This window comes from Rhodococcus indonesiensis (assembly GCF_047782815.1).
GTDB lineage: Bacteria > Actinomycetota > Actinomycetes > Mycobacteriales > Mycobacteriaceae > Rhodococcus > Rhodococcus indonesiensis.
In genome coordinates this window covers 1089986-1115509 of the sequence record NZ_CP180630.1, presented here as the reverse complement: position 1 = coordinate 1115509, position 25524 = coordinate 1089986, and the positions used below count along the sequence as shown (strand labels likewise).

Genomic DNA, 25524 nt, shown 5'->3' with positions numbered 1-25524 from the left:
CTGTATCAACAACAACTGGGGCCCCGACAGTTACGCAACAACACGGTAGAGGTCCACGTCGGCCCGTACGAGGCTTGCACATAATCGTTATGGAGCAAAGCCGAACCGAAAGGCAGGCGCAATGAGCAGCGACCTCGGCAGGCCGCCCGTCACGGTCGGAATCGACGGCTCGGACGCCGCGAAACACGCCGCCACCTGGGCCGCGGCCGTCGCCGAACGGCTGGGCACGGACCTGCAGCTCGTCCACGCGCTGCCCGGCCCCCGGAACTATTTCAGTGACGCCGCGCTGCGCGCGCGAGCCGAATACACCCAGCGCCTCGCCGAGTCGGGCCGCGAACTGCTCGACGACACCGCGGCCGAGCTGCGCCGGCAGCGCCCGCATCTCGAGGTGGTCACAACCGTCCATCTGGGCCCGCCCGATCTGGCGCTGCTCGAACACGGCGACCGCAGCCGAATGCTGGTGCTCGGCGCCACCGGCACGGGTGCGCTCGGGTCGCTGCTCACCGGTTCCACCGCGCTGCGCGTCGCCCACCGGTCCACGTGCCCGGTAGTCCTCTGGCGGGGCGATCCGGCACCCGAACCGGGCACGGACCGCCGGCCGGTGCTGGTCGGCATCGACGGCAGCGCGGACGCCGGCCCATTGGTCACCGCTGCGTTCGACCTGGCAGCGGCGCTCGGGGTCGGCGTCCTCGCCGCCCACGCATGGGGTGCCGGCGAGGTCGCGGGCCGCACCGCGGCGCTGGAACTGATCGACTGGGCGGTCGTCGAGGCCGAGGAGACGGCGTTGCTGTCCGAATGTCTCGCCGGGCAGCGCGAACGGTACCCGGACGTGCCGGTCACCGAGATCGTCGAGCAGATCGGCGCCCGGCACCTGCTGCTGAGACTGGCGGAGCAGGCTCAGCTGAGCGTCGTCGGCAGCCACGGACGGGGCCTGCTCGGCGGCCTGCTCCTGGGCTCGACCAGTCAGGCGCTGCTGTACCACGCGCCGTGCCCGACCATGATCTGCCGACCGGGGGTCTGACGATGCTGCGCGGATCGGTCCGGCTCGGCCGGGTCGCGGGGATAGAGATCCGGGCCCACTGGTCGCTGCTCGCGACCCTCGGGCTGCTGTCGTGGCTGCTGGCCGCGACGATCCTGCCCGCGCGGATCAGCGGTCCGAGCGCCACCCAGTTCTGGATCGCGGGCGTCGCCGCGGCCCTGGGCCTGCTGGTATCGCTGCTCGCCCACGAGCTCGCGCACTCGGTGGTGGCCGGCCGCTACGGAGTCGGGGTGGACGGGATCACCCTGTGGCTGCTCGGCGGGGTGTCCGAACTGCGCGACGAACCGCCGAACCCGAAGGCCGATCTGCGGATCGCGCTGGCCGGACCGCTCACGAGCGTCGTGATCGGCGTCGTGGCGCTGGCGGCGGCCTCGTTCCTCGGTCCGCCCGTCCCGGCGCTGGTGACCGCGACGATCGGCTGGCTCGGCGCGACCAACCTGGTGCTCGCCGTGTTCAACCTGCTGCCCGGTGCGCCGCTGGACGGTGGGCGCGTCGTGCGGGCGGTGTTGTGGCGCCGCACCGGCGACCGGCTCGCCGCCGCGAGCGGCGCCGCACGCTCCGGCCGTGCGGTGGGGCTGGCGCTGATCCTGCTCGGCGCCGCCGAGACGCTCGCCCTCGGCAGCGCGGGCGGCCTGTGGATGATGCTGCTCGGCTGGTTCCTGCGGACCGCAGCCAACGCCGAGCTGGCGAACGCCTCGCTGAGGCACCAGCTCGGCGACACCCGGGTCGGTGACGTCATGACGGCGTCGCCGGTGACCGCGCCTGGGCGTGCGAGCGTGGCGCAGCTCCTCGCCGTCGCGGCCCGCGGCACGCACCACCGGGTGTTCCCCGTGGTCGACGACGCGAACCGGCCGACCGGCGTGGTGTCGCTGTCCGACCTGACGCCCGTCCCCGAGGGCGAACGCACGGTGGTCACCGTCGCGGACCGGGCCCGGCCGCTGCCCGCGTCGGCGCGTGTACCGGCCGACGCCTCGCTCGCCGAGGTCGCGAGCCGGGTGCTGCTGCGGCCGGGGCTCGACCTCGTGGCCGTCGTGTCGGGAGACCGCCTCGTCGGCATCGTCACGGCGACCGACCTGGTGCGGGCCTGCGATCGCAGCGCCCTCGGCCTGCCCATCCGCCGCACTCCCCCGCCGGACGAGCAGACCCGGCCGGAGTAGTCGCTAACTGCGCCGGACGACGAGCAGCGGGCACGGCGTGGTGTGCAGCAGTGCCCGGCTGGTCGAGCCGAGCAGCATGCCCTCGAAGCCGCCGCGGCCGCGGCTGCCGACGACCAGCAATCGGGCGTTCTCCGCCCGCTCGAGCAGGTGGCGCACGGGCCGGTCCCGCACCACGACCCGTTCCACCTCGACGTTCGGATAGTCCTGCGCGCGCCCGGCGAGGGACTCGGCGAGCACGACGCTCTCCTGCCGGCCGACGTCGTCCCACGTCGCTCCCGGCGTGCCGGCCACGACGTCGACGAGGTCACGATCCGACCAGGCGTGCACCGCCACCAGCGGCACCCCGTAGCGGTCGGCGGCCTCGAAAGCGACGTCGAGGGCGTGCAGGCTCGCCCGCGAACCGTCGACGCCGACCACGACGGGACCGTTCGCCCCGCGTCCGGCCTCGTCGGGGCCCGGGATCACCGCCACGGGGCAGCGCGCATGCGCGACCACCGCCGAGGTCACCGATCCGACCAGACCGCCGGTGAATTCGCCGAGCCCACGCCGGCCGAGGACGAGCATCCGCGCCCGGCCGGAGTGCCCGAGCAGCGCCTGCGCGGCCACCAGGCTCGACTGTTCGGTGCGGACGGACAGGTCCGGGTGCTCCCGCTGCACGGACTCGGTGGCGGAGGCCAGGTTACGTCGGGCCGTGAAACGCAGTTCGTCGACGAACGGCGACGAGGCGCCGATCCCACCGGCGTTCGCGCTCGAGACGAGCAGCAGCGGCACGTCCGTGGCGGCGGCCTCGGCGGCCGCCCACTGCAGCGCGGCGCGCGCGGGCGCCGATCCGTCGATACCGACCACGATCGGCGCATCGTCCATTGCCCGCTCCTCGTCTCGTCCCACCCGGTTGTTCCGACACCAGTGTCGCCATACCCCGGCCGCTGCGCGGACGGTTGACGGAAACAGTTACCGTGCGGGGGTGCGCCGCGCTCCGCTACCCGTCCGCGACGGCCTGAATCCGACCCGCCTGCGCCTGCCCGACGGCGGCTCCTGGGCGACGGTGGCGGAGTTCCTGTCGGCGCGGTTCCCCGCGGACGCCGCCCGCGTGCGCGAGAAGGTCGCAGCCGGTGAGGTCGTCGACGGCGCGGGCACGACGATCACCGAAGACACCCCGTACGCAGCGGGCCGATTCGTGTACCTGTACCGCGATCCGCCGGTCGAGGAGCGAGTGCCGTTCGAGATCGACGTGCTGCACCGTGACGAGCACCTCCTGGTGGTGGACAAGCCGCACTTCCTGGCCACGACGCCGCGCGGGTCGTGGGTGGCCGAGACCGCACTGGTGCGGTTGCGCCGCGAACTCGACCTGCCGGAACTGAGTCCGGCGCACCGGCTCGACAGGCTGACGGCGGGCGTGCTGGTGTTCACCGTCCACGCCGGCGCCCGCCGGGCCTACCAGTCGCTCTTCGACGCCCGGCGGGTGGACAAGGAGTACGAGGCCGTGGCCCGGCATGCGCCCGGTATGCGGTTTCCGCGGGAGGTGCGCAGCCGGATCGTCAAGGAACGGGGTGTGCTGCAGGCGCGCGAGGTGCCGGGCGAGATCAATGCTCTCAGCCGGGTCGAACTGCTCGGAACGGACGCCGGGCTGGGCCGTTACCGCCTGCTGCCACGCACCGGCAAGACGCACCAGCTGCGCGTCCACATGAATTCCCTCGGTCTGCCGATCCTCGGCGACAACCTCTATCCGACCGCATACGATGTTGCGCCCCAAGACTATTCGAGTCCACTGCAGCTGCTGGCCCGCGCGGTGGAGTTCGACGATCCGTACACAGGTCGACGGACCCGCTTCGTCAGCGCACGAAACCTGGCAGCATGGAGGCACAGCACACCAGGACCCCGCTGATCGCGCGGGCTCACGTCTTGGAGGACCCCATGGATAACGGCATCGTTTCGCGCACCTACGACGGCCGCGTCGCCCTGCGCTTCCAGCATGCCTTCGCCCATCCCCCGGACCGCGTATGGCGGGTCATCACCGACCCCGAGTACCTGCGCGCCTGGTTCCCGGCCCGAGTGGAGCTGGATCTGACCCCCGGTGCCCAACTCGTCTTCCATGCCACCGAGCAGCAGGCCGAGCGCCTCGGGCTGCCCGCCGACCACACCGCCACGGGCACCGTCATCGCCGTGCACCCCGGACGCATCCTCGAATACATGTGGGACGCCGAGGTGCTGCACTGGGAGCTGGTACCGGACGGTTCCGGCGGCTGCTGGCTGACGCTCACGCACACCGTCGAGGACGAGGACTCGGCCTACGCACACGGTGCCGACTGGCACGCCGGATTCGAGGTCCTCGAAGCCCAGCTGGAAGGTCGCGACGTGGACTGGTCGCCGGGAGATCGCGCCCGGGAACTCGCCGAGATGTACCGCAACCCGTCCGACTGACCCACCCGTCCGGCCGGGACTATCCGTCCCCTCCGCTCCGGTCGACGAAGACCTCGTCGACCGGACGCCGCGACGTGGTGGGCAGCCCGCGGGCGCTGCGCGCCCCCAGCCGGATCACCACCTGGGGGAATCCTGCGACCTCCCCGGTCCGTGCCGTCGCCGTGCGCACGATGCCCCGGCTGGCCTCGATTTCCGTCACGTGGGTGAGCGGGCACGTCGCCAGGTGTGCCGCGGTGGCTTCGAGCAGCACCGCAGACATCGCCTCCCCGGCTCGCAGCCAGTCGATCCGCTCGTCGCTCCGGGTGCTGAGCACCGCCAGCGCCGACGCGTCCACCTTCGGCTGCACCGTGTCCAAACTCCCTGCGCCCGTGGGGAATCGGCGCGCAACGTCGACGTCCCCGGCGGCCTCCTCGTCGAGCAGCGCGGATGCCGGAACGCCGGTGTCGCCGGGATCCGCGCGTCCGGTCCACCAGGCCAGCTCCTGCCGGTAGGCGTCGTCGCCTTCGCGGATCGCCGCACTCAGCTCCGACGCCCGGGCGAGGTCCGAACGAGCCCCGGCGTCGAGGATCGACAGCGATGCGCCCTCCCGGCGGGCGGCGTTCTCCAGGTCCACCAGACTTTCGCGCAGGGTCGTGGGCGCCGCGAACGGCCGCCGGTCGGTGTGCCGGGCCTCGATCGCGAGGGCGAGGGCCGCGTCACGGGCGTCGACCGTGTGCGGCCGGTCGAAGTCGAGCACGGCCAGCAGGTCCGGCCGCGACGGGTCCGGAAGCCGGGTCACCGTGGGGATCCACGACGCGGCGGACAGCGCCACGCGGGCGTGGTGCAGCGCCGCCCCGCAACCGAGGACCAGCTGCCGGCCACTGGGATCGGTGTGGCCGAGCATCCGCTCGGCCACGGCATACAATTCGAGTCGTCCGCCCGTCCACTCCCAGCGCCACGGCTGGCTGTTGTGCAGAGACGGCGCCCGGCACGCCGACTCGACCGCATCGCGGATCGTCGCGGCGTCCGGGCGGATCTCAGTAACCATCGCTGTCTCTCCCCCAGCCGCTCGATTCGACCGCCTGCCGCTCCACGGACTCGACGATCTGCGCAGCCCAGGTTCCGATCGCGTCCCAGTCCCGGAAGTCCCCTGTGCGCCCTCCGGTCATGCGGGCGACCACGCGTTCGCCGGCGCCGAGGACCTCCGGATCCAGCTTCCCGGCGAACATCCGGTGCTCCCGCGCGCCGGTGCGTTCCGACGCGTGGGAGGCATCGTACGGCCTGTTCACGGGCCGGTCCTGGTCGCCGATCGGGCCCGAGGAGAACAGGAAGACCGCGCGCTCGCGGAGGGCGTCGGCGTGCCGGTCGACGAAAGACTTCGCGGGGTGCAGCCAGTGCCCGAGGTAGACGGCACTGCCGAGGACCACCGCGTCGTAGCCGTCCACGACGTCGACCTGCTCGGGGGCGACGACGTCGACGCGCGCCCCCTTGTCGCGCAGGGCGGCCGCGAGAGCCGTGGCGATCTCCGTGGTCGAGCCGTGCCTGCTCGCCGCCGTGACCAAAATCCTCATCTGCGTCCTCCCCGGCCCAGGTTATTCGATGATCGCCCGCCGGGCACGCGGTCGGCCAGAGTCGAAGGACCCGCGCACACGTCCCGCAGCGGCGCACGACGGCGGGGGCGCGGCGGCAATCCTCGACGGCAGGCGCAGGTGGGCGACCGGGTGGCAGAGTGGTCTGACGGACGCCGCCGACGCGCGGAGTACACCCAGGGCACCTGCCGGAACAGGAGTCGGACGCATGACCATGCCGCCCAGGATCGACGCGGTTCAGGAATCGGAACGCAAGTACACGGCCGGGGACGGGCAGCAGCTGCCGGACCTGTCGGGTCTGCCCGGCGTCGGCGGTCGCCCCGAACCCGAACTGCAGCAGCTGTCCGCGCGGTACTACGACACCGGCGACCTGCGGTTGCTGCGCGCCGGGATCACCCTGCGCCGCCGTGAGGGAGGGCACGACGCCGGCTGGCACACGAAACTCCCCGCCGGCACGGACACCAGGACGGAGGTGCGCTTCCCGCTGGGCGACGACACCGACCGGCCTCCGGCCGAATTGCTCGCCCTGTTGCGCGGAGTGCGCCGTGCGCGTCCCGTCGTACTCGCGGCCGTGCTGGACACGCAGCGGTGGCGCCACCGCCTGATCGACGAGGAGGGCCGGGGCCTCGCGGAAATCGTCGTCGACGACGTCACCGCGACGCGGGAGGAGGGCAGCGAACCGCAGCGATGGCGCGAGATCGAGGTCGAGCTCGCGTCGGGCGGAACCGAGTTGCTCGACGCCGTCGAGGAGCGGCTGACCGCAGCCGGAATCGGGCGGGCCCCCAGTCCGTCCAAGTTGCATCGGGCGCTGGCCGATCTGCTGCCGGCCGAGGAGCAGGTTCCCGGTCCGGCCGGGCACCTGCGCGACTACCTGCGCGGCGAGCTGCGCACCCTCGAGCTCGCCGAGATCGGCGTACGACGGGACGCCCCGGACGCCGTCCACAGCATGCGCAAGGCCCTGCGCCGGATCCGCAGCGCCCTGCAGACGTATGCAGGAACGTTCGCGATCGACGACGGCCTGGTCGAAGAACTGCGTTGGACGGGAAGGAAACTCAGTCCTTCACGGGACCTGGAGGTGCAGTGGGAACGCATCGTGGGCCGGATCGAGGAGGTGCCGGTGGTGGCGCAGCGTGAGGCCATCCGCGCCCGAGTCGACGAGTACTTCTCCGCCCGGTCGGACGCGGCCCGGCTCGAGGCCGTCGCCGCCCTGGACTCGGACCGCTACGCGGCCCTGCTGGAGGCGCTCGACGCGCTGATCGACGGCCTCGCGGCGGGGACGGTCGGGTCCGGCCCCGGCCGAGAGCGACGGCAGGTCCGCCCTAAGGACCTCGACCGTGCGCTGGCGCGGCTCGCGAAGAAGGTCTCGCGCCGGGTGCGCCATGCCGGGGAGGCAGCCACGCACGCCGAACGGGACGAACTCGTCCACCGGGCCCGCAAGGGCGCCAAGCGGATGCGCTACGCCATCGAGGTGCTGCGGCCGCTGCACCGCAAGCGCGCCGAACGCGCCCTCGATCACTTCGACGACTTCCAGGACCTGCTCGGCGAGTTCCAGGACTCGGTGGTCGCGCGCGAGCACCTGCTCGACATGGTGTCCGAGCAGGACCACACCGCCGAGTCCAGCTTCGGCCTCGGGATCGTCTACCAGCGCGAGCTCGAATCCGGGGAAGAGCAGGTCGCGCAGCTCGAACGCGCGTGGAAGCGGGCGCGCCGAGCAGCGAAGCCGCTGTGGAAGTGACCCCCTCCCGTCCGGGTCCTTCTCCCCTGGCCGACCACCATCGGGAAGAGGCATGCTGAGCCCGGACGACGGAAGGAGACACCCGTGACCCCCGGACAGATGCGAGCGTGGCGTGTCGACCGGCCGCGGCCCGCGGCGGAACATCCGCTGCGGCCGGTCCGGGAACCGATACCCGAACCGGCGTCCGGGGAACTGCTGGTGCGTGTCCTCGCCTGCGGGGTGTGCCGGACCGATCTGCACGTGAGCGAGGGAGATCTGCCGGTGCACCGGCCGCACGTCGTCCCCGGCCACGAGGTCGTCGGCGAGGTCGTCGGCGGCGATGTCGGCACGCATCGGATCGGTGACCGGGTGGGCATTCCGTGGCTGCGCAGTACGTGCGGCCGGTGCCGGTACTGCCTGCGCGGGGACGAGAACCTGTGCCCGCACTCCACCTACACGGGCTGGGACGAGGACGGCGGATATGCCGAATATGCCACCGTCCCTGCAGCTTTCGCACTTCCCCTGCCGTCCGGCTATTCGGACGCGGAACTCGCCCCGCTGCTGTGCGCCGGCATCATCGGTTATCGGGCACTACTGCGTGCCGAGGTCCCGGACGGCGGCGTGCTCGGTCTGTACGGCTTCGGCGGCAGCGCCCACCTCGCCGCGCAGGTCGCCCTCGCCCGGGGCGCCCGCGTGCACGTCATGACCCGCGGCGAGACCGCCCGTCGGCTCGCTCTGGACCTCGGCGCGGCCTCGGCACAGGGCGCGTACGACGCGCCGCCCGAGCCGCTGAATTCGGCGATCCTGTTCGCCCCCGCCGGGGAACTGGTGCCCACCGCGCTCGCCGCGCTGGACGCCGGCGGCACGCTCGCCGTCGCCGGCATCCACCTCAGCGACGTGCCGCCGCTGAACTATCAGCAGCATCTGTTCCGCGAACGGCAGGTGCGCAGCGTCACGGCCAACACCCGCTCCGACGCTCACGAGTTCCTCGGCTTCGCGAACGAACACCACCTGCACGTCACCACCACCGCGTACGGGCTCGACCGGGCCGATCACGCGCTCGAGGACCTGTCCGCGGGCCGTTTCGGCGGCGCGGCGGTCCTGGTTCCGTGAAACACTCGACACGCGCCCCGAGCGCGGAGAACGCACCGAGAAGGAGAACGAATGAGCACAATTGCCAACCGGAATGCCGTCGTAGCGGGTGTGGACGGTTCCGCCGTCGCCACGAGTGCGGCCCGGTGGGCGGCCGCCCTCGCCGCGCGTCTGCGAGCGCCCCTGCACCTGGTGCACTCACTGCCCAGTGAAGGGATCTTCTACAGCGAGGCCGCGGTGCTCATCCAGTCGCAGATGGTCGACCAGCTCCGCGAGGACGGCGAGGCGATCCTGTCGAACGTCACCGACGTGATCCGCTCCGACCATCCGGATCTCGAGGTGAAGGGCTTCATGGGGCCGGGCCCCGCCGCCAACTCCCTGCTCGAGGCCGCCGAGGACGCCCGGCTCGTGGTGATGGGCGCCACCGGCGCCAACGCCGTGGAGAACTTCCTGCTCGGCTCGACCGTGCTGCGCGTGGCCAACCACGCCCCGTGCCCGGTGGTGGTGTGGCGCGGCGACAACGAACGTCCGCTGCCGGACTCCCGCCCCATCGTCGTCGGCGTCGACGGCAGTGAGCTGTCGACGGCGGCGGTCGGGCACGCCTTCGAGTACGCCGCCCTGTTCGGTGTACCGCTGGTCGCGGTGCACTCGTGGATCGGCGACGCGGCACTCGGCGTCGGTACGGTCGCGACGCTGGTGGACTGGGAGGCGGTGGGCGAGTCCGAATCCGCGGTCCTCGCCGAGACTCTCGCCGGCTGGCACGAGAAGTTCCCCGACGTGGAGGTCCGCCGCGTCGTGGACCGGGGTCCCGTCGCCAAGGTGATCCTGCGGCAGCTCGAGGACGCGCAGCTCGTCGTGGTGGGCAGCCACGGTCGCAGCCAGTTCACCGGGGCGCTGCTCGGGTCGGTGAGCCAGAATCTGCTGCACAACGCACCCTGCCCGATCATGATCAGCCGCAAGAAGTGACGACCGACCGGTGCCGCCCGTCACAGGGCGGCACCGGGTCAGGCCGTCGCGGTCCCGAACGCCAGACCCACCGCGTACGTCACGATCATCGCGAGCGCACCACCGATCACCACGCGGGACATCGCCCGCCCGCGCCGGGCCCCACCGAGCCACGCACTGACCGAACCCGTCAGGGCCAGCGCCACGAGCACCGACACGAAGGTGACCGGAACCCGCAGATCCGCCGGCGGCAGCACGATCACGAGCAGCGGCACGAGTGCGCCGACGGTGAACGCGACCGCCGACGAGAACGCCGCGGCCCACGGATTCGCCAGCGCCCCGGGGTCGATGCCGAGTTCGACCTCGGCGTGCGCGGACAGCGCGTCGCGCTCGGTCATCTCCTTCGCCGCGGTGCGTGCCGTCGGCCGCGACATCCCCTTGCCTTCGAGCAGTGCGGTCAGCTCCTCGAGCTCGGCGTCCGGCATCTCCTCGAGCTCGCGACGTTCCTTGTGCAGCAGCGCCCGCTCGGTGTCCCGCTGCGCGCTGACCGACACGTACTCCCCCAGGGCCATCGACACCGCACCCGCCGCGAGCCCGGCCAACCCCGCTGTGAGAATGGTCGATTCGTCGGTGGTGGCGGCAGCCACACCGACGACGAGACCGGCCGTGGAGACGATGCCGTCGTTCGCGCCCATCACACCGGCGCGCAACCAGTTCAGTTTCGCCGAGATGCCGCCGGAATGCGGTTCGACGTCGGCGTGACTGAGCGAGGGATCGGTCGACATGCCCTCAGGCTAGGGCGATTCCACCCGTCGCGGTAGCAATGCGAGCCTGTCCTCACCACGGCGCCGGGCCGAGTTCCCGTTCGAGCCACGCCTGGTCGGGGAGGACGTCCCCGCTCGTGTCCACGACGCGCGCCGTGGGCCATTCGTCGCGCACGTGGAGCTGGTCGTCCAGGACCGCGGGTGTGGCATCCGACGCGTCGCCGCCCCGCTCCCGCCGGGCCACGATGCGGCGGACCAGCACCGCGGGATCCGCTCGGCACTCGATCTCGACGAGGTCGGCGGTCGTGGCGGCCGCGACCGCCCGCGCCGCCTCCCGCCGGGCCTCGGTGAGCCATGTCGCGTCCAGCACGACCGACTCGCCGTGACCGAGTGCGACGGCGGCGCGGCGCAGCAGCTCGTCGTAGGTCTCGTCGGTGTGGGCGGCGCTGTAGAGGCCGGCGCCGACGGCGGCGGTGGCGTCGGCGGTCGGGGCGAGGCCGGCCAGTTCCTTGCGGATCACATCGCTGCGCAGCACGGTCGCGCCCAGATGCTGTCCCGCGAGGTGTGCCACGGTCGTCTTGCCGGTGGCGGACAGACCGCCGACGACGACGAGCCGGACGCGGCCCCGGTCGAGGTTGCGCCGGGTCTGGTCCAGCAGCGCGAGGGCGCTGCCGCGGGAGTGCTCGTCGCCCTGCTCGTGCCGCAGCGCGGCGACCTTCGCCCGGACCACGGCACGGTACGCGATGTAGTGGTGCATCAGCGACGACGGGAACGCGTCGGCGGAGAACTCGGCGTAGGCGGGCAGCAGTTGCCGCGCCGCCGCCTCGCCGCCGAGCCGTTCGAGATCCATCGCGAGGAAGGCGATGTCGAGGGCAGCGTCGCCGTAGCGCAACCGGTCGTCGAACTCGAGACAGTCGATGATCCGGGGGCCGTCGTCGAGGCAGAAGATGTCGTCGGCGAGCAGATCCCCGTGCCCGTCGACGGCGCGCCCGGCGGCGATCCGCTCGTCGAGCAGCCGCTCGCGGCCGGCGAGATAGCGGCCGGCCATGTCCCGGATCGCGGTGAGCTGGTCCTCGGCCTCCGCCCCGACGGGCAGCAGGTCGAGGTGATCCAGGCTCTCCCGCCACAGTCCGTCGAGGAACTGCGCCGTGGCACACCGGTCGATCGCCGGATCGCGCGGCGACGCGGCGTGCAGGGCGGCGACCTGCCGCGCGACGGCGGTGACGACCGCGGCGACGGGTTCGCCGCGCTGCACCAGGGCGGCGAGGCGACGGTCGTCGGGCAACCGGCGCATCTCGACGAGGTGCTCGCACACCAGTCCGTCGGGCCCGTGCACGTCGGCGACGCCGAGGTAGACGTCGGGGGCGAGACGCCGGTTGAGTTCGACCTCACGGTGGCAGGCCCGCTCCCGCGCCTGCCGGGTCCGGTTGTCGAGGAACCCGAGATCGAGCGGCTTCTTGAGCTTGTGCACGCGGCCCCCGACGAAGAACACCACGGAGGTGTGGGTCTCCCGGATCGCCGCGTACGCCGGTTCGGATCGGTCGGTGCCGGTCACGGAGTTCCTCCCCGATGAAGCCTGTCGAACTTCGGTACGTTGCCCACCTTGCCTCAGGGTGGACCGGATCGCGCGCCGGCAGAAGTGCCGAAGGTCTCTCGGTGCCGAGGTCTCTCCTGTGGTTGCGCCGGAACGCGCGGCGGATACGCGGTACGTTTCACTCGGGCGATCCGGAGATGGGGTGACATGGGCACGAACGGGCGGGGCTCGGAAGCCGGGAGACGATCGACGGTGGTCGTCGCCGAGACGACGACGCCGATCGAGCGCAGGCTGATCTCGAACTGGCTGCGGTCGGCCGAGGTGCCGGCGGAGTACCGAGCCGACGGACCGGTCGAGGAGATGGAACTCGACCCGGGTCGCCTCGCGCAGGATCTCGTCGGCCGGGACGACGATCCCCTGGTGCTGCCCGTGGGAGTGGTGTGGTTGCCGGAGGCCCGCGACGGCGAGCGACGGGTCCGGCTCTCCGACATCGTGGCGCTGACCAACCCGCGCAATCCGAACCGGTTCCTGCAGAAGTGGTTGGTCGGGCGTTCCCCCGATCGGTTCCGGATCGTCCTCGCCGAGCCGGCGCGGCTGAGCGAGTTGCGGGCCCGGCACCTCGCCGAGGACGGCGATCCGGCACCCGAGTCGTTCGCCCGGTTCGTGACCCACCGCGCGGTGGTCGGTCTCGATCGCGCCGAGCGGGCCGTCATCGGCGACCGGTACAAGGTGCCGAAGCTGGTGGCCGAGCAGATCATGGACTCGGCGTCGTTCCGGCGCCGGCTCGACGCGATCAGCACCGAGCACAACATCGCGCCCGAGGAGGTCCGTATCCGCGCGACCTCCGCCCTCGGAGAACTCGTCGCGGTCCAGTCCCGGCTGGTGACGGACCTGTTCACCGAAATGATGCGCCCCCTGCACTCCGCCGCGTGGACGGTGCGCGCCGACGAGACCGGGCTGCGCAGCCTGCGCGAACTCAACCGGCGCTACCCGCTGGTGTTCCTGCCGTCGCACCGGTCCTACGCGGACGCCTTCGTGCTCGGCGACGTGCTGGCCCGGAACGACTTCCCGCGCAACCACCTGATGGGTGGCGCCAACCTGACGTTCTGGCCGATCGGTCCGATCGCCCGGCGGACCGGCACCGTCTTCATCCGTCGCAGCTTCGGTGACGACGCCGTCTACAAGGCGGCGCTGGAGGAGTACTTCGCGTATCTGCTGACGAAGCGGTTCAACCTGGAGTGGTACTTCGAGGGGGGCCGCACCCGCACCGGCAAACTCCGCTCGCCCCGCTACGGCCTGCTCAACTACGTCGCCAACGCGATCCGGGGCGGCCGAGTCGAGGACGCGATGCTCGTGCCGGTGTCCATCACCTACGAGGGGCTCGCCGAGGTCGCGGCCGTCGCCGCCGAACAGACCGGCGCCCAGAAGAAGCCCGAGGGCCTGACCTGGCTGGCGAAGTACGCGCGCAACCAGCGCCGCCGCGCGGGCAACGTGTACGTGCGGTTCGGGGAACCCCTGTCGATGCGCTCACAGCTCACCGCGAGCGGGGACCCCGACCTGTCCGGGGAACCCGCCGCAGACGAGGCCGAACACACCGAGCGCAGCCGCAAGGCGCTGCAGAAGGTTGCGTTCGAGGTGGCCGTGGGCATCAACTGCCACACCCCGGTCACCGTGAACTGCCTGGTCACTCTCGCTCTGCTCGGCGTCCGGGACCGGGCGCTGACCCTGGACGAGGTGCGCGCGGTGATTGCGCCGGTACGCCGGTACATCGACGCCCGCGGGATACCGCAGGGCGAACTCGGCGTCCTCGACATCGAGGGCGGCCTGGAGAGCGTCCTGTCCGCGCTGAGCGATGCCGGCGTGGTCACCACGTACGCCGGTGGGGACGAGCCGGTCTACTCGATCCAGCCCGGGCAACACCTGGTCGCCGCGTTCTACCGCAACAGCGGCGTGCACTGGTTCGTCAACCGCGCCCTGATGGAGCTGGCCGTCCTCCACGCGCATGCCAATCCGGGCCTCGACCCGGTGCGGGCGGCGTGGGAGGAGGCCAAGGCGGTGCGCGACCTGCTCAAGTTCGAGTTCTTCTTCCCCGACCGGGACAAGTTCGAGGCCGACATGCGCGACGAGCTCGCCCTGCTGATGCCCTCCTGGCGCGACGCCCTGCCGGACGTGGAGCTGGCGCTGGCCGCCCTGCTCGAAACCGGGTTCTTCATGGCGCACCGCGCGCTGCGGTCCTTCTTCGACGCGCAGCTCGTCGTCGCCGAACGGCTCGCCCGGCGCGACCCGGCCCTGCAGGTCGACCGCAAGACGTTCCTGGACGAGTGCGTCGCGGTCGGCCGGCAGATGCTGCTGCAGGGCCGGCTGTTCGGGCCCGAATCGGTCTCGTCCGAACTGTTCACGACGGCGCTGCAGCTTGCCGCAAACCGCGGGCTGCTGGAACGTGGGGGCGACGAGATCCGGCAGGGACGGGAGGAGTTCGCGGCGCAGCTGCTGGCGGTCGGTGAGCGGGTCCGGCTCGCCGAGTCTCTCGACGTATCCAACAGAAAGGCGGAGCGGTGATCCTCGAGGAAGCGCTCGAGCGGGTGCGAACCGGGCCGAAGGGCCCGGAGATCGCGGCATTCTTCGATTTCGACGGCACGATCGTCCACGGCTTCTCCGGTCTGCACTTCTTCCGCGACCGGTTGCTCGCCGGGAAGGTCGGCGCCGCCGAACTCGCCGCCACCATGCTCAACGGTTTGCGCGGCCACGACACCGAGGCGGACTTCGAGCGGTTCGTCGCGGTGGCATTCAAAGCGTGGGGCGGGCACACCGAGGAGGAACTGTACGAGATCGGGCGCCGGTTGTTCGCGTCCACGATCGCCGGCCACATCTACCCCGAGGCGTGGCAGCTGATCCGGGCGCACCAGGCGGCGGGGCACACCGTGGTGATCGCGTCCTCGGCGTCGCGCTACCAGATCCAGGCGACGGCGGATGCGCTCGGCGTCGAGCACGTCCTGTTCAGTCCGCTCGAGGTGCGCGACGGGGTACTCACAGGGCGCGTGGACGGGAAGTCGTTGTGGCGCAGCGGCAAAGCGCAGGCCGTCCTGGCCTTCGCGGAGGCGAACAGCATCGATCGCGAGCAGAGCTACACGTATTCCAACGGGGGCGAGGACGCCGACTTCCTCGCCACGATGGGCAATCCGACGCCGACCAACCCGGACCGGAATCTCGAGCGGACCGCCACCGAACTGGGGTGGCCGATCCTGCGATTCAAGCCGCGCGGAACTCCGGGTACCAAGGAGGTGGTCCGCACCCTCGCCGCGTACGGCGGACTGTTCGGCTCGGTGTGGACCGGTGTCGGCCTCGGCCTGCTCAACCGCAACAAGAAGGTGGCGCTGGACTCGATCGCCACCCTGGCCGGTGAGGTCCCGCTGGCCCTCGCCGGGATCGACGTGGACATCCGGAACGAGGCCAACGCCTGGGCCCAGCGTCCCGCGGTCTTCATCTTCAACCACCAGAGCCAGCTCGATCCGGTGATCATGGCGCGGGTGCTGCGGCACAGCTTCACCGGCGTCACGAAGAAGGAGATGGCCAGCGACCCGCTGTTCGGTCTGGTGCTCCGCTTCGTCGGGGCCGCGTTCGTGGACCGGGCCAACACCGAGCAGGCGAAGGCGGCACTCGGTCCGGTGGTCGACACACTGCGCGAGGGCACCTCGGTGATCATCGCGCCGGAGGGCACCCGGTCACTGACCCCGGAGATCGGCCGGTTCAAGAAGGGCGCGTTCCACATCGCCATGCAGGCGGACGTACCGATCGTGCCGGTGGTGATCCGCAACGCCGGGGAGGTGCTGTGGAAGCACTCCACGGTGCTGCGGCCCGGAACCGTCGACGTGGTGGTTCTCGATCCCATCGACGTCAGCGACTGGACGCTCGACGAGCTCGGTGCGCGGGTCGCGGAGGTGGAGGACCTGTACCGGAAGACGCTGGCGAATTGGCCCGTATGACCGATGCGGGCGAGAACGGGGACGCGTCCGTGGGAGAGCACGACCGCACCTCGGGCCACGGCAACGGCAACGGCAACGGCAACGGCAACGGCAACGGCGGAATGTCGCCGACCCGGCGGCGGCACCTCAAGTGGCCGCTCGGATTCGTGCTCGTCGTCGTCCTCACCGTCGAGGTCGTCCTCGTCTGGCCGGAGCTGAAGACCAGCGTCGGCAACCTCTCGGACCTGCACTGGTGGTGGGTCGGTGCGGCCGTCCTGGCGGCACTGACCGAGATGTCGAGCTTCGCGCGGGTGCAGCGCACCCTGCTGTCCGCGGCCGGGGTGACGGTGACGCAGCGCCAGTCCCTGTCGGTGGCGTACGCCGCGAACTCGATGAGCGTGACCCTGCCGGGCGGCCCGGTGGTGGCCACCACCTTCACGTACCGGCAGGTGCGCAAGTGGGGCGCCAGCCCCGTCGTCTCCACCTGGCAGCTCGTGATGGCCGGTCTGTTGCAGGCGGCGGGCCTGGCACTGCTCGGCCTCGTGGGCGCGCTGCTCGTGGGCGCCACCACCAACCCGTTCTCGCTCGTCTTCTCCCTCGGGGGGTTCGCGGCGTTCGTCGTGCTCGTGCAGTACGCGGCCAGCAGGCCCGACGCGTTCGAGTCGATCGGCGTCATCGCGCTGCGCGGGGTGAACCGCCTACGCAAGAAACCCGCCCACGCCGGCACCCGGGCGTGGAAGCGAATCGTGGCCCAGTTGCGGGCGGTGCAGCTCGACCGCGCTCACGCCGCCCGGGCGTTCGGCTGGTCGCTGTTCAACTGGCTGTGCGACGGCGCGTGCCTCGCTTTCGCCGCATACGCGATCGGCGGCAAGCCCAGCTTGGCCGGCATCGCCGTCGCATACGCCGCGGGTACCGCCGCGAGCCGCGCGATCCCACTCCTGCCGGCCGGGCTCGGCGTGATGGACGCCGTTCTCGTGCCCGCGCTGACGGCCAGCGGAATGACCGGCGCGCAGGCCCTGTCCGCGGTCGTCGTGTACCGGCTCGTGAGCTTCCTGATGATCGCCGCCATCGGCTGGGTGATCTTCGCCCTGCGCTACCGCGGCGCCCCGCCGGACGAGGAACCGGGCCCGGAACTCGACAAACTGTGGCAGGACTGAGCCCGCTCCGACACGCCGCGGCCGTCCGCCCGGATCACCCACGGAGCAGGCCCGCGGGCGCTAGCGTCGACAGTCTGAAACCGAGGAAAGGTACGTCAGTGACTGAGGACGCAGCGGTGCGCAAGAGAGAGGTCTGGTCCGGCCGGTCGGTGTTCATCCTCGCCGCCATCGGCTCGGCGGTCGGACTGGGCAACATCTGGCGCTTTCCGTACATCGCGTACGAGAACGGCGGCGGCGCATTCATCGTGCCGTATCTGGTGGCCCTGCTGACCGCAGGTATTCCATTGCTGTTCGTCGACTACGCGATCGGGCACAAGTTCCGCGGGTCGCCGCCGCTGGCGTTCCACCGCCTCAAGCGCGCGACCGAGAGCCTGGGCTGGTGGCAGGTGGGCATCTGCTTCGTCATCGGCGTCTACTACGCGGTGATCATCGCGTGGGCGCTGCGCTACACGTTCTTCTCGGCGACCCGGGCGTGGGGTGACGACGCCGAGGCCTTCTTCCTGCAGGACTTCCTGCAGATGGACGCCGACGCCACGTTCGGCCTCGACTTCGTCCCGGGCGTGGCGTGGCCGCTGCTCGGGATCTGGCTCGTGGTGCTCGTCATCCTGGCGCTGGGGGTGCAGCGCGGCATCGGTGCGGCAAACCGGTTCTTCGTACCGCTGCTGCTGGTGCTGTTCGCCGGCATGGTGGTGCGGGCCCTGACCCTCGACGGCGCCGCCACCGGTCTCGACGCATTCTTCCGGCCCGACTGGTCGGCGCTCACGGACACCGGGGTGTGGATCGCCGCGTACGCGCAGATCTTCTTCTCGCTGTCCGTCGCCTTCGGCATCATGGTCACCTACTCGTCGTACCTCAAGCACCGGACCAACCTCACGGGCTCCGGTCTCGTCGTCGGCTTCTCCAACTCGAGTTTCGAGATCCTCGCCGGCATCGGGGTGTTCTCGGCGCTGGGCTTCATGGCGCAGGCGCAGGGTGTGGCGGTGGACGAGGTGGTGAGCGGCGGGATCGGGCTGGCCTTCATCGCGTTCCCCACGATCGTCTCGCAGATGCCCGGCGGTTCGTTGTTCGGCCTGCTGTTCTTCGGCTCGCTCGTCTTCGCGGGCTTCACGTCGCTGATCAGCATCATCCAGGTGTGCGTGTCGGCGGTCGAGGACAAGACCGGCCTCACCCGCGTGCCGGCGGTCCTGCTCGTCGGTGGCGTCGCGACGATCACGTCGCTGCTGCTGTTCCCGACCACCACCGGTCTGAACACCCTCGACGTCGTCGACCGCTTCGCCAACCAGTTCGGCATCGTCGGCGTCGCGCTCGCCACGCTCGTCGTGCTCGCATGGGGCCTGCGCCGGCTGCCCGAGCTGCAGGATCACCTGAACTCGGTGTCGTCGTTCAAGGTCGGCCTGCTCTGGCGGATCTTCGCCGGCGTCCTCACCCCGGTCGTGCTCGGGTACATGCTGATCAGCGAGATCGTGGACCGGATCGACGAGGGCTACAACGACCTGCCCGACGCGCTCGTCACCACCTTCGGGTGGGGTGTGCAGATCCTCGTGATCGTGATCGCGGTGGGGCTGTCGTTCGCCCCGTGGGGCTTGACGGACGCCGAGCTGGCGCACACCGAATCGACAGAAGCGGGAGAAAGACTGTGAGTGGATCTGCGATCGCGATGATGGTCGTCGCACTCGGGTTGGTGTGGGGCGGTCTCGCCGCCAGCCTGATGCATCTGCGCCGGAATCCGGACGAGACCTCGGGGCTGGCGGCGGCCGAACGCCCACACGACTGAAATGTCCGGTCTCGAACCGGACACGACTCGTTTCGTTTGCATAACACCACGCCGCGCCGGACTGGCCGGTCTGTTCTTCCTGTGGTCTGCTTGATCCCACCAACACCATGAGTCACACCCGTAACACGTGACTCGCGGGTCTCCGCCCCGGAGCCGTCGCACGACTCCGGGGCGGACGGTGTTCCGGTTCCGACCACGTACAGGAGCGAAGCATGACCACCAGGACCACCCGGCGCGGGCTGCGCCGGCTCACCGCCGCAGCCTCCCTCACCGTGGCCGCTGCCCTGGCGCTGCCCGCCGTCGCGGCCGCCGAACCCCCCGCGGACCCCGTCGTCGCTGCTGCGCCGGCACCCGATCCGCTCGTCGGCGCCCTCGAGACGCTCCGGGCCCAGCCGGGCGCCGATACCCTCGCCGTCGCCGCGGCCGAGGCCATCGGCTCCGCACGCGGGGGCGCCACCGACGTCGCCGAGGGCTCGCCGCTCTCCGCCTACGAGGACGCGGTGGAGTTCCTGCGCGGCCTGGGCATCGAACCGTTCCTCTACCCCACCGGCGCGCCCTTCTGCACCGAGGGCGGCAGCCTGCCGCTCGGCATCGCCCCCGCCGTCGCCGGGGCCGCTCCCGGCCCGTGGCCGAACCTGAACATCCCGATGGTCGGGCCTGTCAACGCCGTCGACCCCGGGGAGACCCTGTTCGCCTTCGTGCCCATGGGCGTGGAGAAGGACGGCGAGAACACCACCGGGATGCAGGTCGCGTGGTTCAACGTCAACACCTTCCAGGGCGGGTTCGTGCCCATGGGCACCATCGCGGAGGCCGCGGCGCTCGCCGTCCCCGGCGGCGTGCCCGAGTTCGCCAAGCCCCTCGTCGCCACCGCGGTGCAGAACTTCTTCGCCGGCGCGATCCCGCTCGGTGGGGTCCGCGCGGCACCGGTCGCCACCGGCTCCGGAACCGTCCTGGCCGCGGTGTTCGGCACGGTGCAGAACGGCGAGACGTCGTGCTTCTTCCTGCCGACCGTGGGCATCGTGGAGGTCCCGGCCTGATCCGTCGCGTCCGGGGCGTGCGTGCACGCCCCGGACGCGGGCGATCGCGTCAGCCGATCGCCTGCAGCTTCTCCAGCCGGTCGAACACGAGCCGGACCACGCTGTCCATGTGTGCCATCACCTGGTCCGCGGTGGCTCGCCCGGCCGCCCAGCTCACCAGGTTCGACATCCACACGTCGGCGATCACGTGCACCGCGTTGAGCAGCTGCTCGCTGACCACCTCGACCCCCGCCGCGCGGGCGTACATCCCGGTGATGATCGCTCCGAGCCGGTCGAGTTCGGCCGAGGACGACGCGTCCGCGAACATTGCCGCCCGCACGAGCGCGTCGTAGAGGTTGTGGTCGCTCTCGAGCCGGCCGATGTAACCGTGCAGGACGGACATGATCCGCTCGTGAGCCGAGTCGCCGGGGATCTCGGTCTCGCCGAACCTGTTGCTCAGGTCCTCGAACAGCAGCACCATCGCCACCACCAGCAGGTGGTTCTTGGACGGGAAGTAGCGGTACACAGTGCCCAGGGCCACGCCCGACCGCTCTGCGACAGCGCGCATCTGGACCGCGTCGTAACCGCCCTCCGAGGCCAGCTCCTTCGCCGTCTCGATGATCCTCAGGTAGCGGGCACGCTGGGCCGGCTTCAGGTCCGCGCCCAGAAACGACGCGGACCGCACCTTCGACCGCGATCCTGCGCTCGCCTCCGCCATCGCCTTCACCTTTCGTACGCCTGTCCGCCAGCGTAGTGCGCTCCCCTTCACGTGGCGCCCGGACCCGTCCGGAAAGATTGGACAGCTGTCTGGAACGAGTTCCACCATGCACTAGAACGCGTTACAGTTGCCTGGACTCGACCAGTAGGGAGGCAGCGTCCGTGCGTCACGGCATCACCCTGTTCACGAGCGATCGCGGCATCCGGCCGGAGCGGGCCGCCCGAGCAGCCGAGGAACGCGGCTTCGACGCGTTCTACGTCCCCGAGCACACCCACATCCCCGTGCGCCGCGAATCCGCGCATCCCGGCACCGGCAACGAGACGCTGCCCGACGACCGGTATCGCCGGACCCTGGACCCGTGGGTCGCGCTCGGGCTGGCCGCAGCCGTCACCTCGACCATCCGGCTCGGCACCTCGGTCGCCCTGCCCCTCGAGCACGACCCCATCACGCTGGCCAAGACCGTCGCGACGCTCGATCACCTGTCCGGCGGACGCGTCGTCCTCGGGGCCGGATTCGGCTGGAACGCCGAGGAACTCGCCGACCACGGTGTACCGCCCGGGAAGCGGCGCACCGCGCTGCGCGAGTACCTCGAGGCGATGCAGGCCCTGTGGAACGAGGACGAAGCAGCCTACGACGGCCAGTTCGTCTCGTTCGGTCCGAGCTGGGCCTGGCCCAAGCCGATCCAGCAGCCCCGCCCACCGGTGCTGATCGGCGCGGGCGGCACCGACCGCACCTTCGCGTGGATCGCGCGCTCCGCCGACGGCTGGATCACGACCCCGATCGAGCGCGACATCGACGACAGCGTCGAACGGTTGCGAACCACCTGGGCCGAAGCCGGCCGCGACGGCGCCCCGGAGATCGTCGTGCTGGCCGGCCGGCCCGACCCCGCCAGGCTCCAGCAGTGGCGCGACCTCGGCGTGACCGAAGTGATGTTCGGCCTGCCCGACCGCTCCGAGGACGAGATCCTCGCCTACCTCGACAAGCTCGCCGCCACGCTGGAATCGACCCGGTGACGGTCCACGACAGAGAAGGAACACTTCCATGACCACTGCCGCCTTCCGCCCACTGCGCGCCGCCGAGATCACCGCCTGGGACCACGAGGCCGACGTCGTCGTTGCCGGCTACGGCATCGCCGGGGTCTCGGCCGCCATCGAGGCCGCCCGCGCCGGCGCCGACGTGCTGATCCTCGAACGCACCGGCGGCTGGGGCGGTGCCGCGGCCCTGTCCGGCGGCATCGTCTACCTGGGCGGCGGGACACCGCTCCAGCGCGAGCTCGGATTCGAGGACACCCCCGAGAACATGAAGACGTTCATGCTCGCCGCCCTCGGTCCCGGCGCCGACGAGGCCAAGATCTCGGATTACTGCGACGGCAGCGTCGAGCACTACCGCTGGCTCACCGACAACGGAGTGGTGTTCAAGTCGGCGTTCTGGGGCGAGCCCGGCTGGGAGATCCCCGGCGACGAGGGCCTGATGTACTCGGGCGGTGAGAACTCCGCTCCCTTCAACGAGATCGCCACGCCCGCTCCGCGCGGCCACGTGCCGCAGATGAGCAACAAGCGCACCGGTGAGCAGGGCGGCGGGTACATGCTGATGAAACCGCTGGCGGAGGTGGCCGAATCCCTCGGGGTGACACCGGTGTTCGACATCCGGGTGCAGCGGTTGATCGTCGACGACGCGGATCGGGTCGTCGGGATCGCCGCGAAGAAGTTCGGCGACGAGGTCTTCGTGCGGGCCCGTCGCGGCGTCGTACTCACCACCGGCAGCTTCGCGTACAACGACGCCATGGTCGCTTCGTTCGCCCCGCAGCTCATCGGCCGGCCGGCCGCCGCGATCGAAGAGCACGACGGCTGCTCCATCCGCATGGCCCAGGCCCTCGGCGCCGACCTCGCGCACATGGGCGCAACCGAGGTGGCGTTCTTCGCCGATCCGCAACTGATGGCGCGCGGCATCCTCGTCAACGGCCACGGCCAGCGGTACGTCCCCGAGGACACCTACCCGGGACGCGTCGGCCAGCTCACCCTGCTGCGCAACGACAATCAGGCGTACCTCGTCATCGACGAGGCGTCCTACGAGGAAGGATGCGCCACAACGAGTTCCACCCCGTACTTCCGGTTCCCGCCGAAATGGGCGGCGGAGACGGTCGCCGAACTCGAATCCGACATGGGCCTGCCGGAGGGCACTCTGCAGGCCACCGTTGAGGTGTACAACCGGCACGCCGCGGCCGGCACCGACCCCGTCCTCGGGAAGAAGCCCGAGTGGGTCAGACCGATCGGGACCCCGGTCGCAGCACTGGACCTGCGCAACTGCACCGCGGGCTTCACCCTCGGCGGCCTGCACACCACCGTGAACTCGGAGGTCCTGCACGTCTCCGGCGAACCGATCCCGGGCCTGTACGCCGCGGGCCGCTGCACCTCCGGCGTCTGCGCGGGGGGCTACGCGAGCGGCACGTCGCTCGGGGACAGCAGCTTCTTCGGCCGCCGCGCCGGCATCGCAGCCGCCGCGAACTGACCGTCCCCACACCCGGTTGTGTGGCCGAATGTCACATCGGTTCGATTCGATCGAACCGATGTGACATTCGGCCGGGGCGGGCCGGGGCGGGCCGGGGCGGGCCGGGGCGGGGCGGAAAGGGACGGGCAAGACGTTCAGACGACGGTGAGCGGCAGAGGGATTCCCCGGTCGGCGAACGCGAAGGTCGCGCCGGTGCTGAAACGGGTGATCGCGACCTCGCCGCACTCGTTCGCGGGTTCGGCGTCGCGGACCACCTCGACGATGAGCGCGTGGGCGTCCTCGGACACCACGCGCGCGGTGAAGTGCGGGTCGACGCCACGCACCAGCGCCTGCAGTGGCCCGAGGTGGTGTCCGTCGATCAGGGTCGGCCACGATCCGTCCGCGCGGGCACCCCCGGACCGCGCGAGGCGCAGGTGCAGCCTGCCGGGCTCCCACCGGATGTCGCGCTCGACGTACTGCCTCGGCGCGAACACCGGATGGATCGAGAGCACCGTCGCCAGTCCTTCGAAGTCGCGCGGCAGGCCGAGGGCGTCGCGTAGCCGCTCGGCGGCCAGTCCGGCGATGCCGGTCAACTGTTTGCGGGCGAGGGACAGCGCGGTGTCCTCGTCGGTGCGTTTGCGCACGCCGAGAAGGAAGCCCAGCGTGAGCAGATGCTGCTGCAGGCACACCTCCTCCGCGATCCGCACGAGCGCCGAGTGCGAGAAGTCCGCGAACCGCAGGTCGGAGAGCAGGGGTCCGGAGTAGTCGCCGCGTCCCTCGTCCGCAGGGTCGATCGTGCTCAGTTCCACCGCAGCGGCTGCGGTACGGCCGATCGCCTCGGTGTGCGGTGCGGTCTCCGGCGGCACGTGCGACGGGTCGATTGTCACCGTCCACGCGCAGTGCGGGTGGCGGCCTGCCGGCCGGCGCGGGGGCCGGTGGATCGGCCGCACCTGCGCGTGCGGATTGGTGGCAAGAGCGGTCGCGTCGAAGGTGGGGTCCTCGATGTCGTGGCACATGGCCGTCACGTACGCCTCGCCCAGGGGTTCGACGTCCATGAGCGCGCCGCAGTGGTCGAGCCGGAACTCGCCGTGGTCGTGGTCGTCGACGCGGAACCGGAAGTCCATGAACTGCGGCGGCGCACCGATGTCGAGTTGCAGCCCCTTGAAGATCGTCTCGACGCCGTCGCCCTCGTACTGCAGGGCGCGCTGCATGCGCCGGGTGTACCACGGGCTCGACGCCTGCCACTCCTCGACGGCCACCTCGGCCATCCCCTGCCGTCCGAACGCCGAGATCACATGCGCCATCCCGGACCGGTCGACGAGCTGGCCGCACAGCAGCAGTTCGGGGACGAGGACGGCGAGGTCCGACCGGGTGAGCGCGGCGAACGAGTCGCGGACGTTCACCGGGCTCACCACAGCGGCACCGGCGCCTGCCCGGCCGGATACCAGCCGGGCAGGCGCTTCGTCGACGTCGACCGTTCGATCCGCTCGTTCATGCCGTCCGACAGGGTGCCGGCGGTGATCATCTCCAGGAACAGGTGGGAGACGTTGCCGAAGTCGAAGAAATCCCGCTGCCAGGACCACCGGAAGTCCCCGCCGTAGCGGAACCAGCTGCCGCCGAAGCCGTACACCTCGTAGTGCGACCCGTCGTCGCGGGTAGCGTCGGCGACCTGCTTCCAGAAGCCGATGACGTCGCCGGTCCGCTCGTCCACGACGAACCGCTGGTAGGGGTACTGCCATCCCTCGAGGCCTGCCATCTCCTGGCCGAGGGCGAGTTCGCGGATCTCCTCCCTCCCGACGGCCATGAAGTCGTTCTCGGGACCGTAGTTCCAACCGTAGGTCGCGTCCTCGGTGTACATCTCGGCCAGGGGCTTCCAGTCGCCGGCCGCCTCGGCCCTCTTGTTGGCTCCGATCCAGCGTTCGATCATCTCGTCGAGTTCTGCTCGGTCGAACGGTGCCATGACGTGTCTCCTCGGGATCGGTCCTCGACGATGCGGAGGGCTCGGGTGGGGCAGTACCGTACGGCGGATTCGACGTCGCCGCGCCGGTTTTCGGGTATGCCGTCCATCAGGATCCGGACCGTGCCGTGCCTGGGAACGTCGAAGACGTCCGGTGCTTCCAGCGAGCACATCGCATGCCCCTGGCACAGGTCGAGGTCTGCTTCCACTTTCACGGCG

Annotated in this window: 24 protein-coding genes; 15 read left to right on the top strand and 9 right to left on the bottom strand. The window is 71.1% G+C overall.

Annotated features, from left to right (window positions below; all coding sequences use genetic code 11):
• Positions 1 to 121 precede the first annotated feature (121 nt).
• Positions 122 to 1021 carry a universal stress protein gene (locus tag ACM26Y_RS05245; protein ID WP_416062834.1) on the top strand — a complete coding sequence of 300 codons (900 nt, stop codon included), beginning with the start codon at positions 122 to 124 and terminating at the stop codon, positions 1019 to 1021.
• Complete coding sequence (locus ACM26Y_RS05240; RefSeq protein ID WP_238586191.1) at positions 988 to 2196, top strand: site-2 protease family protein; 1209 nt, start codon at positions 988 to 990, stop codon at positions 2194 to 2196. The genes ACM26Y_RS05245 and ACM26Y_RS05240 overlap by 34 nt, the downstream gene beginning before the upstream one ends.
• 3 nt (positions 2197 to 2199) lie before the next feature.
• On the opposite strand, the gene ACM26Y_RS05235 is transcribed toward ACM26Y_RS05240, so the two are convergent.
• A complete protein-coding gene (locus ACM26Y_RS05235; protein WP_416062833.1) occupies positions 2200 to 3060 on the bottom strand; it encodes a universal stress protein in 861 nt (286 codons plus the stop codon).
• 100 nt (positions 3061 to 3160) lie between these two features.
• Between ACM26Y_RS05235 and ACM26Y_RS05230 the strand changes: the two genes are divergently transcribed.
• Both ACM26Y_RS05230 and ACM26Y_RS05225 read left to right on the top strand, forming a co-directional pair.
• Entirely contained in the window at positions 3161 to 4081 is a 921-nt protein-coding gene (locus ACM26Y_RS05230) for a pseudouridine synthase (RefSeq protein ID WP_191902364.1), read from the top strand.
• A gap of 29 nt (positions 4082 to 4110) precedes the next feature.
• On the top strand, positions 4111 to 4617 hold the full coding sequence (locus ACM26Y_RS05225; RefSeq protein ID WP_003936463.1) for an SRPBCC domain-containing protein: 507 nt from the start codon (positions 4111 to 4113) through the stop codon (positions 4615 to 4617).
• Positions 4618 to 4636: 19 nt separating this feature from the next.
• On the opposite strand, the gene ACM26Y_RS05220 is transcribed toward ACM26Y_RS05225, so the two are convergent.
• Together ACM26Y_RS05220 and ACM26Y_RS05215 are read right to left on the bottom strand one after the other, a co-directional pair.
• Positions 4637 to 5644 carry an Acg family FMN-binding oxidoreductase gene (locus ACM26Y_RS05220; protein ID WP_191902363.1) on the bottom strand — a complete coding sequence of 336 codons (1008 nt, stop codon included), beginning with the start codon at positions 5642 to 5644 and terminating at the stop codon, positions 4637 to 4639.
• On the bottom strand, positions 5634 to 6167 hold the full coding sequence (locus ACM26Y_RS05215) for a flavodoxin domain-containing protein (protein WP_225222241.1): 534 nt from the start codon (positions 6165 to 6167) through the stop codon (positions 5634 to 5636). Before ACM26Y_RS05215 ends, ACM26Y_RS05220 begins: the two co-directional genes overlap by 11 nt.
• Before the next feature lie 226 nt (positions 6168 to 6393).
• Here ACM26Y_RS05215 and ACM26Y_RS05210 point away from each other — a divergent pair, with 226 nt between their 5' ends.
• The 3 genes from ACM26Y_RS05210 to ACM26Y_RS05200 all read left to right on the top strand — a co-directional run bounded on the left by ACM26Y_RS05210 (position 6394) and on the right by ACM26Y_RS05200 (position 9957).
• Positions 6394 to 7920 (top strand): CHAD domain-containing protein, encoded by a 1527-nt coding sequence (locus ACM26Y_RS05210; RefSeq protein ID WP_416062832.1) that lies wholly within the window; start codon positions 6394 to 6396, stop codon positions 7918 to 7920.
• Between the two features lie 99 nt (positions 7921 to 8019).
• The gene (locus ACM26Y_RS05205) at positions 8020 to 9012 is read left to right on the top strand and encodes a zinc-binding alcohol dehydrogenase family protein (protein WP_054371205.1); all 993 of its coding nucleotides are present in this window, start codon (positions 8020 to 8022) and stop codon (positions 9010 to 9012) included.
• 51 nt (positions 9013 to 9063) lie between these two features.
• Entirely contained in the window at positions 9064 to 9957 is an 894-nt protein-coding gene (locus ACM26Y_RS05200; protein ID WP_289378136.1) for a universal stress protein, read from the top strand.
• A gap of 38 nt (positions 9958 to 9995) precedes the next feature.
• On the opposite strand, the gene ACM26Y_RS05195 is transcribed toward ACM26Y_RS05200, so the two are convergent.
• Together ACM26Y_RS05195 and ACM26Y_RS05190 are read right to left on the bottom strand one after the other, a co-directional pair.
• Positions 9996 to 10721 (bottom strand): VIT family protein, encoded by a 726-nt coding sequence (locus ACM26Y_RS05195; protein WP_191902360.1) that lies wholly within the window; start codon positions 10719 to 10721, stop codon positions 9996 to 9998.
• A gap of 52 nt (positions 10722 to 10773) precedes the next feature.
• The gene (locus ACM26Y_RS05190) at positions 10774 to 12255 is read right to left on the bottom strand and encodes a bifunctional aminoglycoside phosphotransferase/ATP-binding protein (RefSeq protein ID WP_191902359.1); all 1482 of its coding nucleotides are present in this window, start codon (positions 12253 to 12255) and stop codon (positions 10774 to 10776) included.
• 186 nt (positions 12256 to 12441) lie between these two features.
• Between ACM26Y_RS05190 and ACM26Y_RS05185 the strand changes: the two genes are divergently transcribed.
• From ACM26Y_RS05185 to ACM26Y_RS05160, 6 genes are all read left to right on the top strand, one after another.
• Positions 12442 to 14793, top strand: a complete 2352-nt coding sequence (locus ACM26Y_RS05185) for a glycerol-3-phosphate 1-O-acyltransferase (RefSeq protein ID WP_191902358.1) — start codon at positions 12442 to 12444, stop codon at positions 14791 to 14793.
• Positions 14790 to 16217: an HAD-IB family hydrolase gene (locus ACM26Y_RS05180; RefSeq protein WP_416062831.1), complete on the top strand. Its 1428-nt coding sequence runs from the start codon at positions 14790 to 14792 to the stop codon at positions 16215 to 16217. The genes ACM26Y_RS05185 and ACM26Y_RS05180 overlap by 4 nt, the downstream gene beginning before the upstream one ends.
• Positions 16214 to 17353, top strand: a complete 1140-nt coding sequence (locus tag ACM26Y_RS05175; RefSeq protein ID WP_416063617.1) for a lysylphosphatidylglycerol synthase transmembrane domain-containing protein — start codon at positions 16214 to 16216, stop codon at positions 17351 to 17353. The genes ACM26Y_RS05180 and ACM26Y_RS05175 overlap by 4 nt, the downstream gene beginning before the upstream one ends.
• Positions 17354 to 17451: 98 nt before the next feature.
• Complete coding sequence (locus tag ACM26Y_RS05170; RefSeq protein WP_416062830.1) at positions 17452 to 18993, top strand: sodium-dependent transporter; 1542 nt, start codon at positions 17452 to 17454, stop codon at positions 18991 to 18993.
• On the top strand, positions 18990 to 19127 hold the full coding sequence (locus ACM26Y_RS05165) for a methionine/alanine import family NSS transporter small subunit (RefSeq protein ID WP_416062829.1): 138 nt from the start codon (positions 18990 to 18992) through the stop codon (positions 19125 to 19127). Before ACM26Y_RS05170 ends, ACM26Y_RS05165 begins: the two co-directional genes overlap by 4 nt.
• Positions 19128 to 19339: 212 nt before the next feature.
• Entirely contained in the window at positions 19340 to 20164 is an 825-nt protein-coding gene (locus tag ACM26Y_RS05160; protein WP_416062828.1) for a hypothetical protein, read from the top strand.
• A gap of 49 nt (positions 20165 to 20213) precedes the next feature.
• On the opposite strand, the gene ACM26Y_RS05155 is transcribed toward ACM26Y_RS05160, so the two are convergent.
• Positions 20214 to 20861, bottom strand: a complete 648-nt coding sequence (locus ACM26Y_RS05155) for a TetR family transcriptional regulator (protein WP_003936476.1) — start codon at positions 20859 to 20861, stop codon at positions 20214 to 20216.
• A gap of 161 nt (positions 20862 to 21022) precedes the next feature.
• On the opposite strand from ACM26Y_RS05155, the gene ACM26Y_RS05150 reads away from it, so the two are divergent.
• Together ACM26Y_RS05150 and ACM26Y_RS05145 are read left to right on the top strand one after the other, a co-directional pair.
• On the top strand, positions 21023 to 21874 hold the full coding sequence (locus ACM26Y_RS05150) for an LLM class F420-dependent oxidoreductase (protein WP_416062827.1): 852 nt from the start codon (positions 21023 to 21025) through the stop codon (positions 21872 to 21874).
• Between the two features lie 28 nt (positions 21875 to 21902).
• Entirely contained in the window at positions 21903 to 23369 is a 1467-nt protein-coding gene (locus tag ACM26Y_RS05145; RefSeq protein ID WP_416062826.1) for an FAD-dependent oxidoreductase, read from the top strand.
• Between the two features lie 134 nt (positions 23370 to 23503).
• On the opposite strand, the gene ACM26Y_RS05140 is transcribed toward ACM26Y_RS05145, so the two are convergent.
• From ACM26Y_RS05140 to ACM26Y_RS05130, 3 genes are read right to left on the bottom strand one after another with little or no spacing between them, the layout of a single operon-like run.
• On the bottom strand, positions 23504 to 24763 hold the full coding sequence (locus tag ACM26Y_RS05140) for a hypothetical protein (protein ID WP_416062825.1): 1260 nt from the start codon (positions 24761 to 24763) through the stop codon (positions 23504 to 23506).
• Positions 24757 to 25308, bottom strand: coding sequence for a nuclear transport factor 2 family protein (locus ACM26Y_RS05135; RefSeq protein WP_416062824.1), 552 nt, complete (start codon positions 25306 to 25308; stop codon positions 24757 to 24759). Before ACM26Y_RS05135 ends, ACM26Y_RS05140 begins: the two co-directional genes overlap by 7 nt.
• The gene (locus ACM26Y_RS05130; protein WP_416062823.1) at positions 25272 to 25520 is read right to left on the bottom strand and encodes a ferredoxin; all 249 of its coding nucleotides are present in this window, start codon (positions 25518 to 25520) and stop codon (positions 25272 to 25274) included. Before ACM26Y_RS05130 ends, ACM26Y_RS05135 begins: the two co-directional genes overlap by 37 nt.
• Positions 25521 to 25524: the final 4 nt, after the last annotated feature.

Excerpts from the sequence above, each read along its gene's own strand:
- ACM26Y_RS05220 (WP_191902363.1), bottom strand. The coding sequence starts at position 5,644 with ATGGTTACTGAGATCCGCCCGGACGCCGCGACGATCCGCGATGCGGTC.
- ACM26Y_RS05145 (WP_416062826.1), top strand. The coding sequence starts at position 21,903 with ATGACCACTGCCGCCTTCCGCCCACTGCGCGCCGCCGAGATCACCGCC.
- ACM26Y_RS05185 (WP_191902358.1), top strand. The coding sequence starts at position 12,442 with ATGGGCACGAACGGGCGGGGCTCGGAAGCCGGGAGACGATCGACGGTG.
- ACM26Y_RS05235 (WP_416062833.1), bottom strand. The coding sequence starts at position 3,060 with ATGGACGATGCGCCGATCGTGGTCGGTATCGACGGATCGGCGCCCGCG.
- ACM26Y_RS05135 (WP_416062824.1), bottom strand. The coding sequence starts at position 25,308 with ATGGCACCGTTCGACCGAGCAGAACTCGACGAGATGATCGAACGCTGG.
- ACM26Y_RS05200 (WP_289378136.1), top strand. The coding sequence starts at position 9,064 with ATGAGCACAATTGCCAACCGGAATGCCGTCGTAGCGGGTGTGGACGGT.
- ACM26Y_RS05245 (WP_416062834.1), top strand. The coding sequence starts at position 122 with ATGAGCAGCGACCTCGGCAGGCCGCCCGTCACGGTCGGAATCGACGGC.
- ACM26Y_RS05205 (WP_054371205.1), top strand. The coding sequence starts at position 8,020 with ATGCGAGCGTGGCGTGTCGACCGGCCGCGGCCCGCGGCGGAACATCCG.
- ACM26Y_RS05225 (WP_003936463.1), top strand. The coding sequence starts at position 4,111 with ATGGATAACGGCATCGTTTCGCGCACCTACGACGGCCGCGTCGCCCTG.
- ACM26Y_RS05215 (WP_225222241.1), bottom strand. The coding sequence starts at position 6,167 with ATGAGGATTTTGGTCACGGCGGCGAGCAGGCACGGCTCGACCACGGAG.
- ACM26Y_RS05160 (WP_416062828.1), top strand. The coding sequence starts at position 19,340 with ATGACCACCAGGACCACCCGGCGCGGGCTGCGCCGGCTCACCGCCGCA.
- ACM26Y_RS05195 (WP_191902360.1), bottom strand. The coding sequence starts at position 10,721 with ATGTCGACCGATCCCTCGCTCAGTCACGCCGACGTCGAACCGCATTCC.
- ACM26Y_RS05155 (WP_003936476.1), bottom strand. The coding sequence starts at position 20,861 with ATGGCGGAGGCGAGCGCAGGATCGCGGTCGAAGGTGCGGTCCGCGTCG.
- ACM26Y_RS05210 (WP_416062832.1), top strand. The coding sequence starts at position 6,394 with ATGACCATGCCGCCCAGGATCGACGCGGTTCAGGAATCGGAACGCAAG.
- ACM26Y_RS05175 (WP_416063617.1), top strand. The coding sequence starts at position 16,214 with ATGACCGATGCGGGCGAGAACGGGGACGCGTCCGTGGGAGAGCACGAC.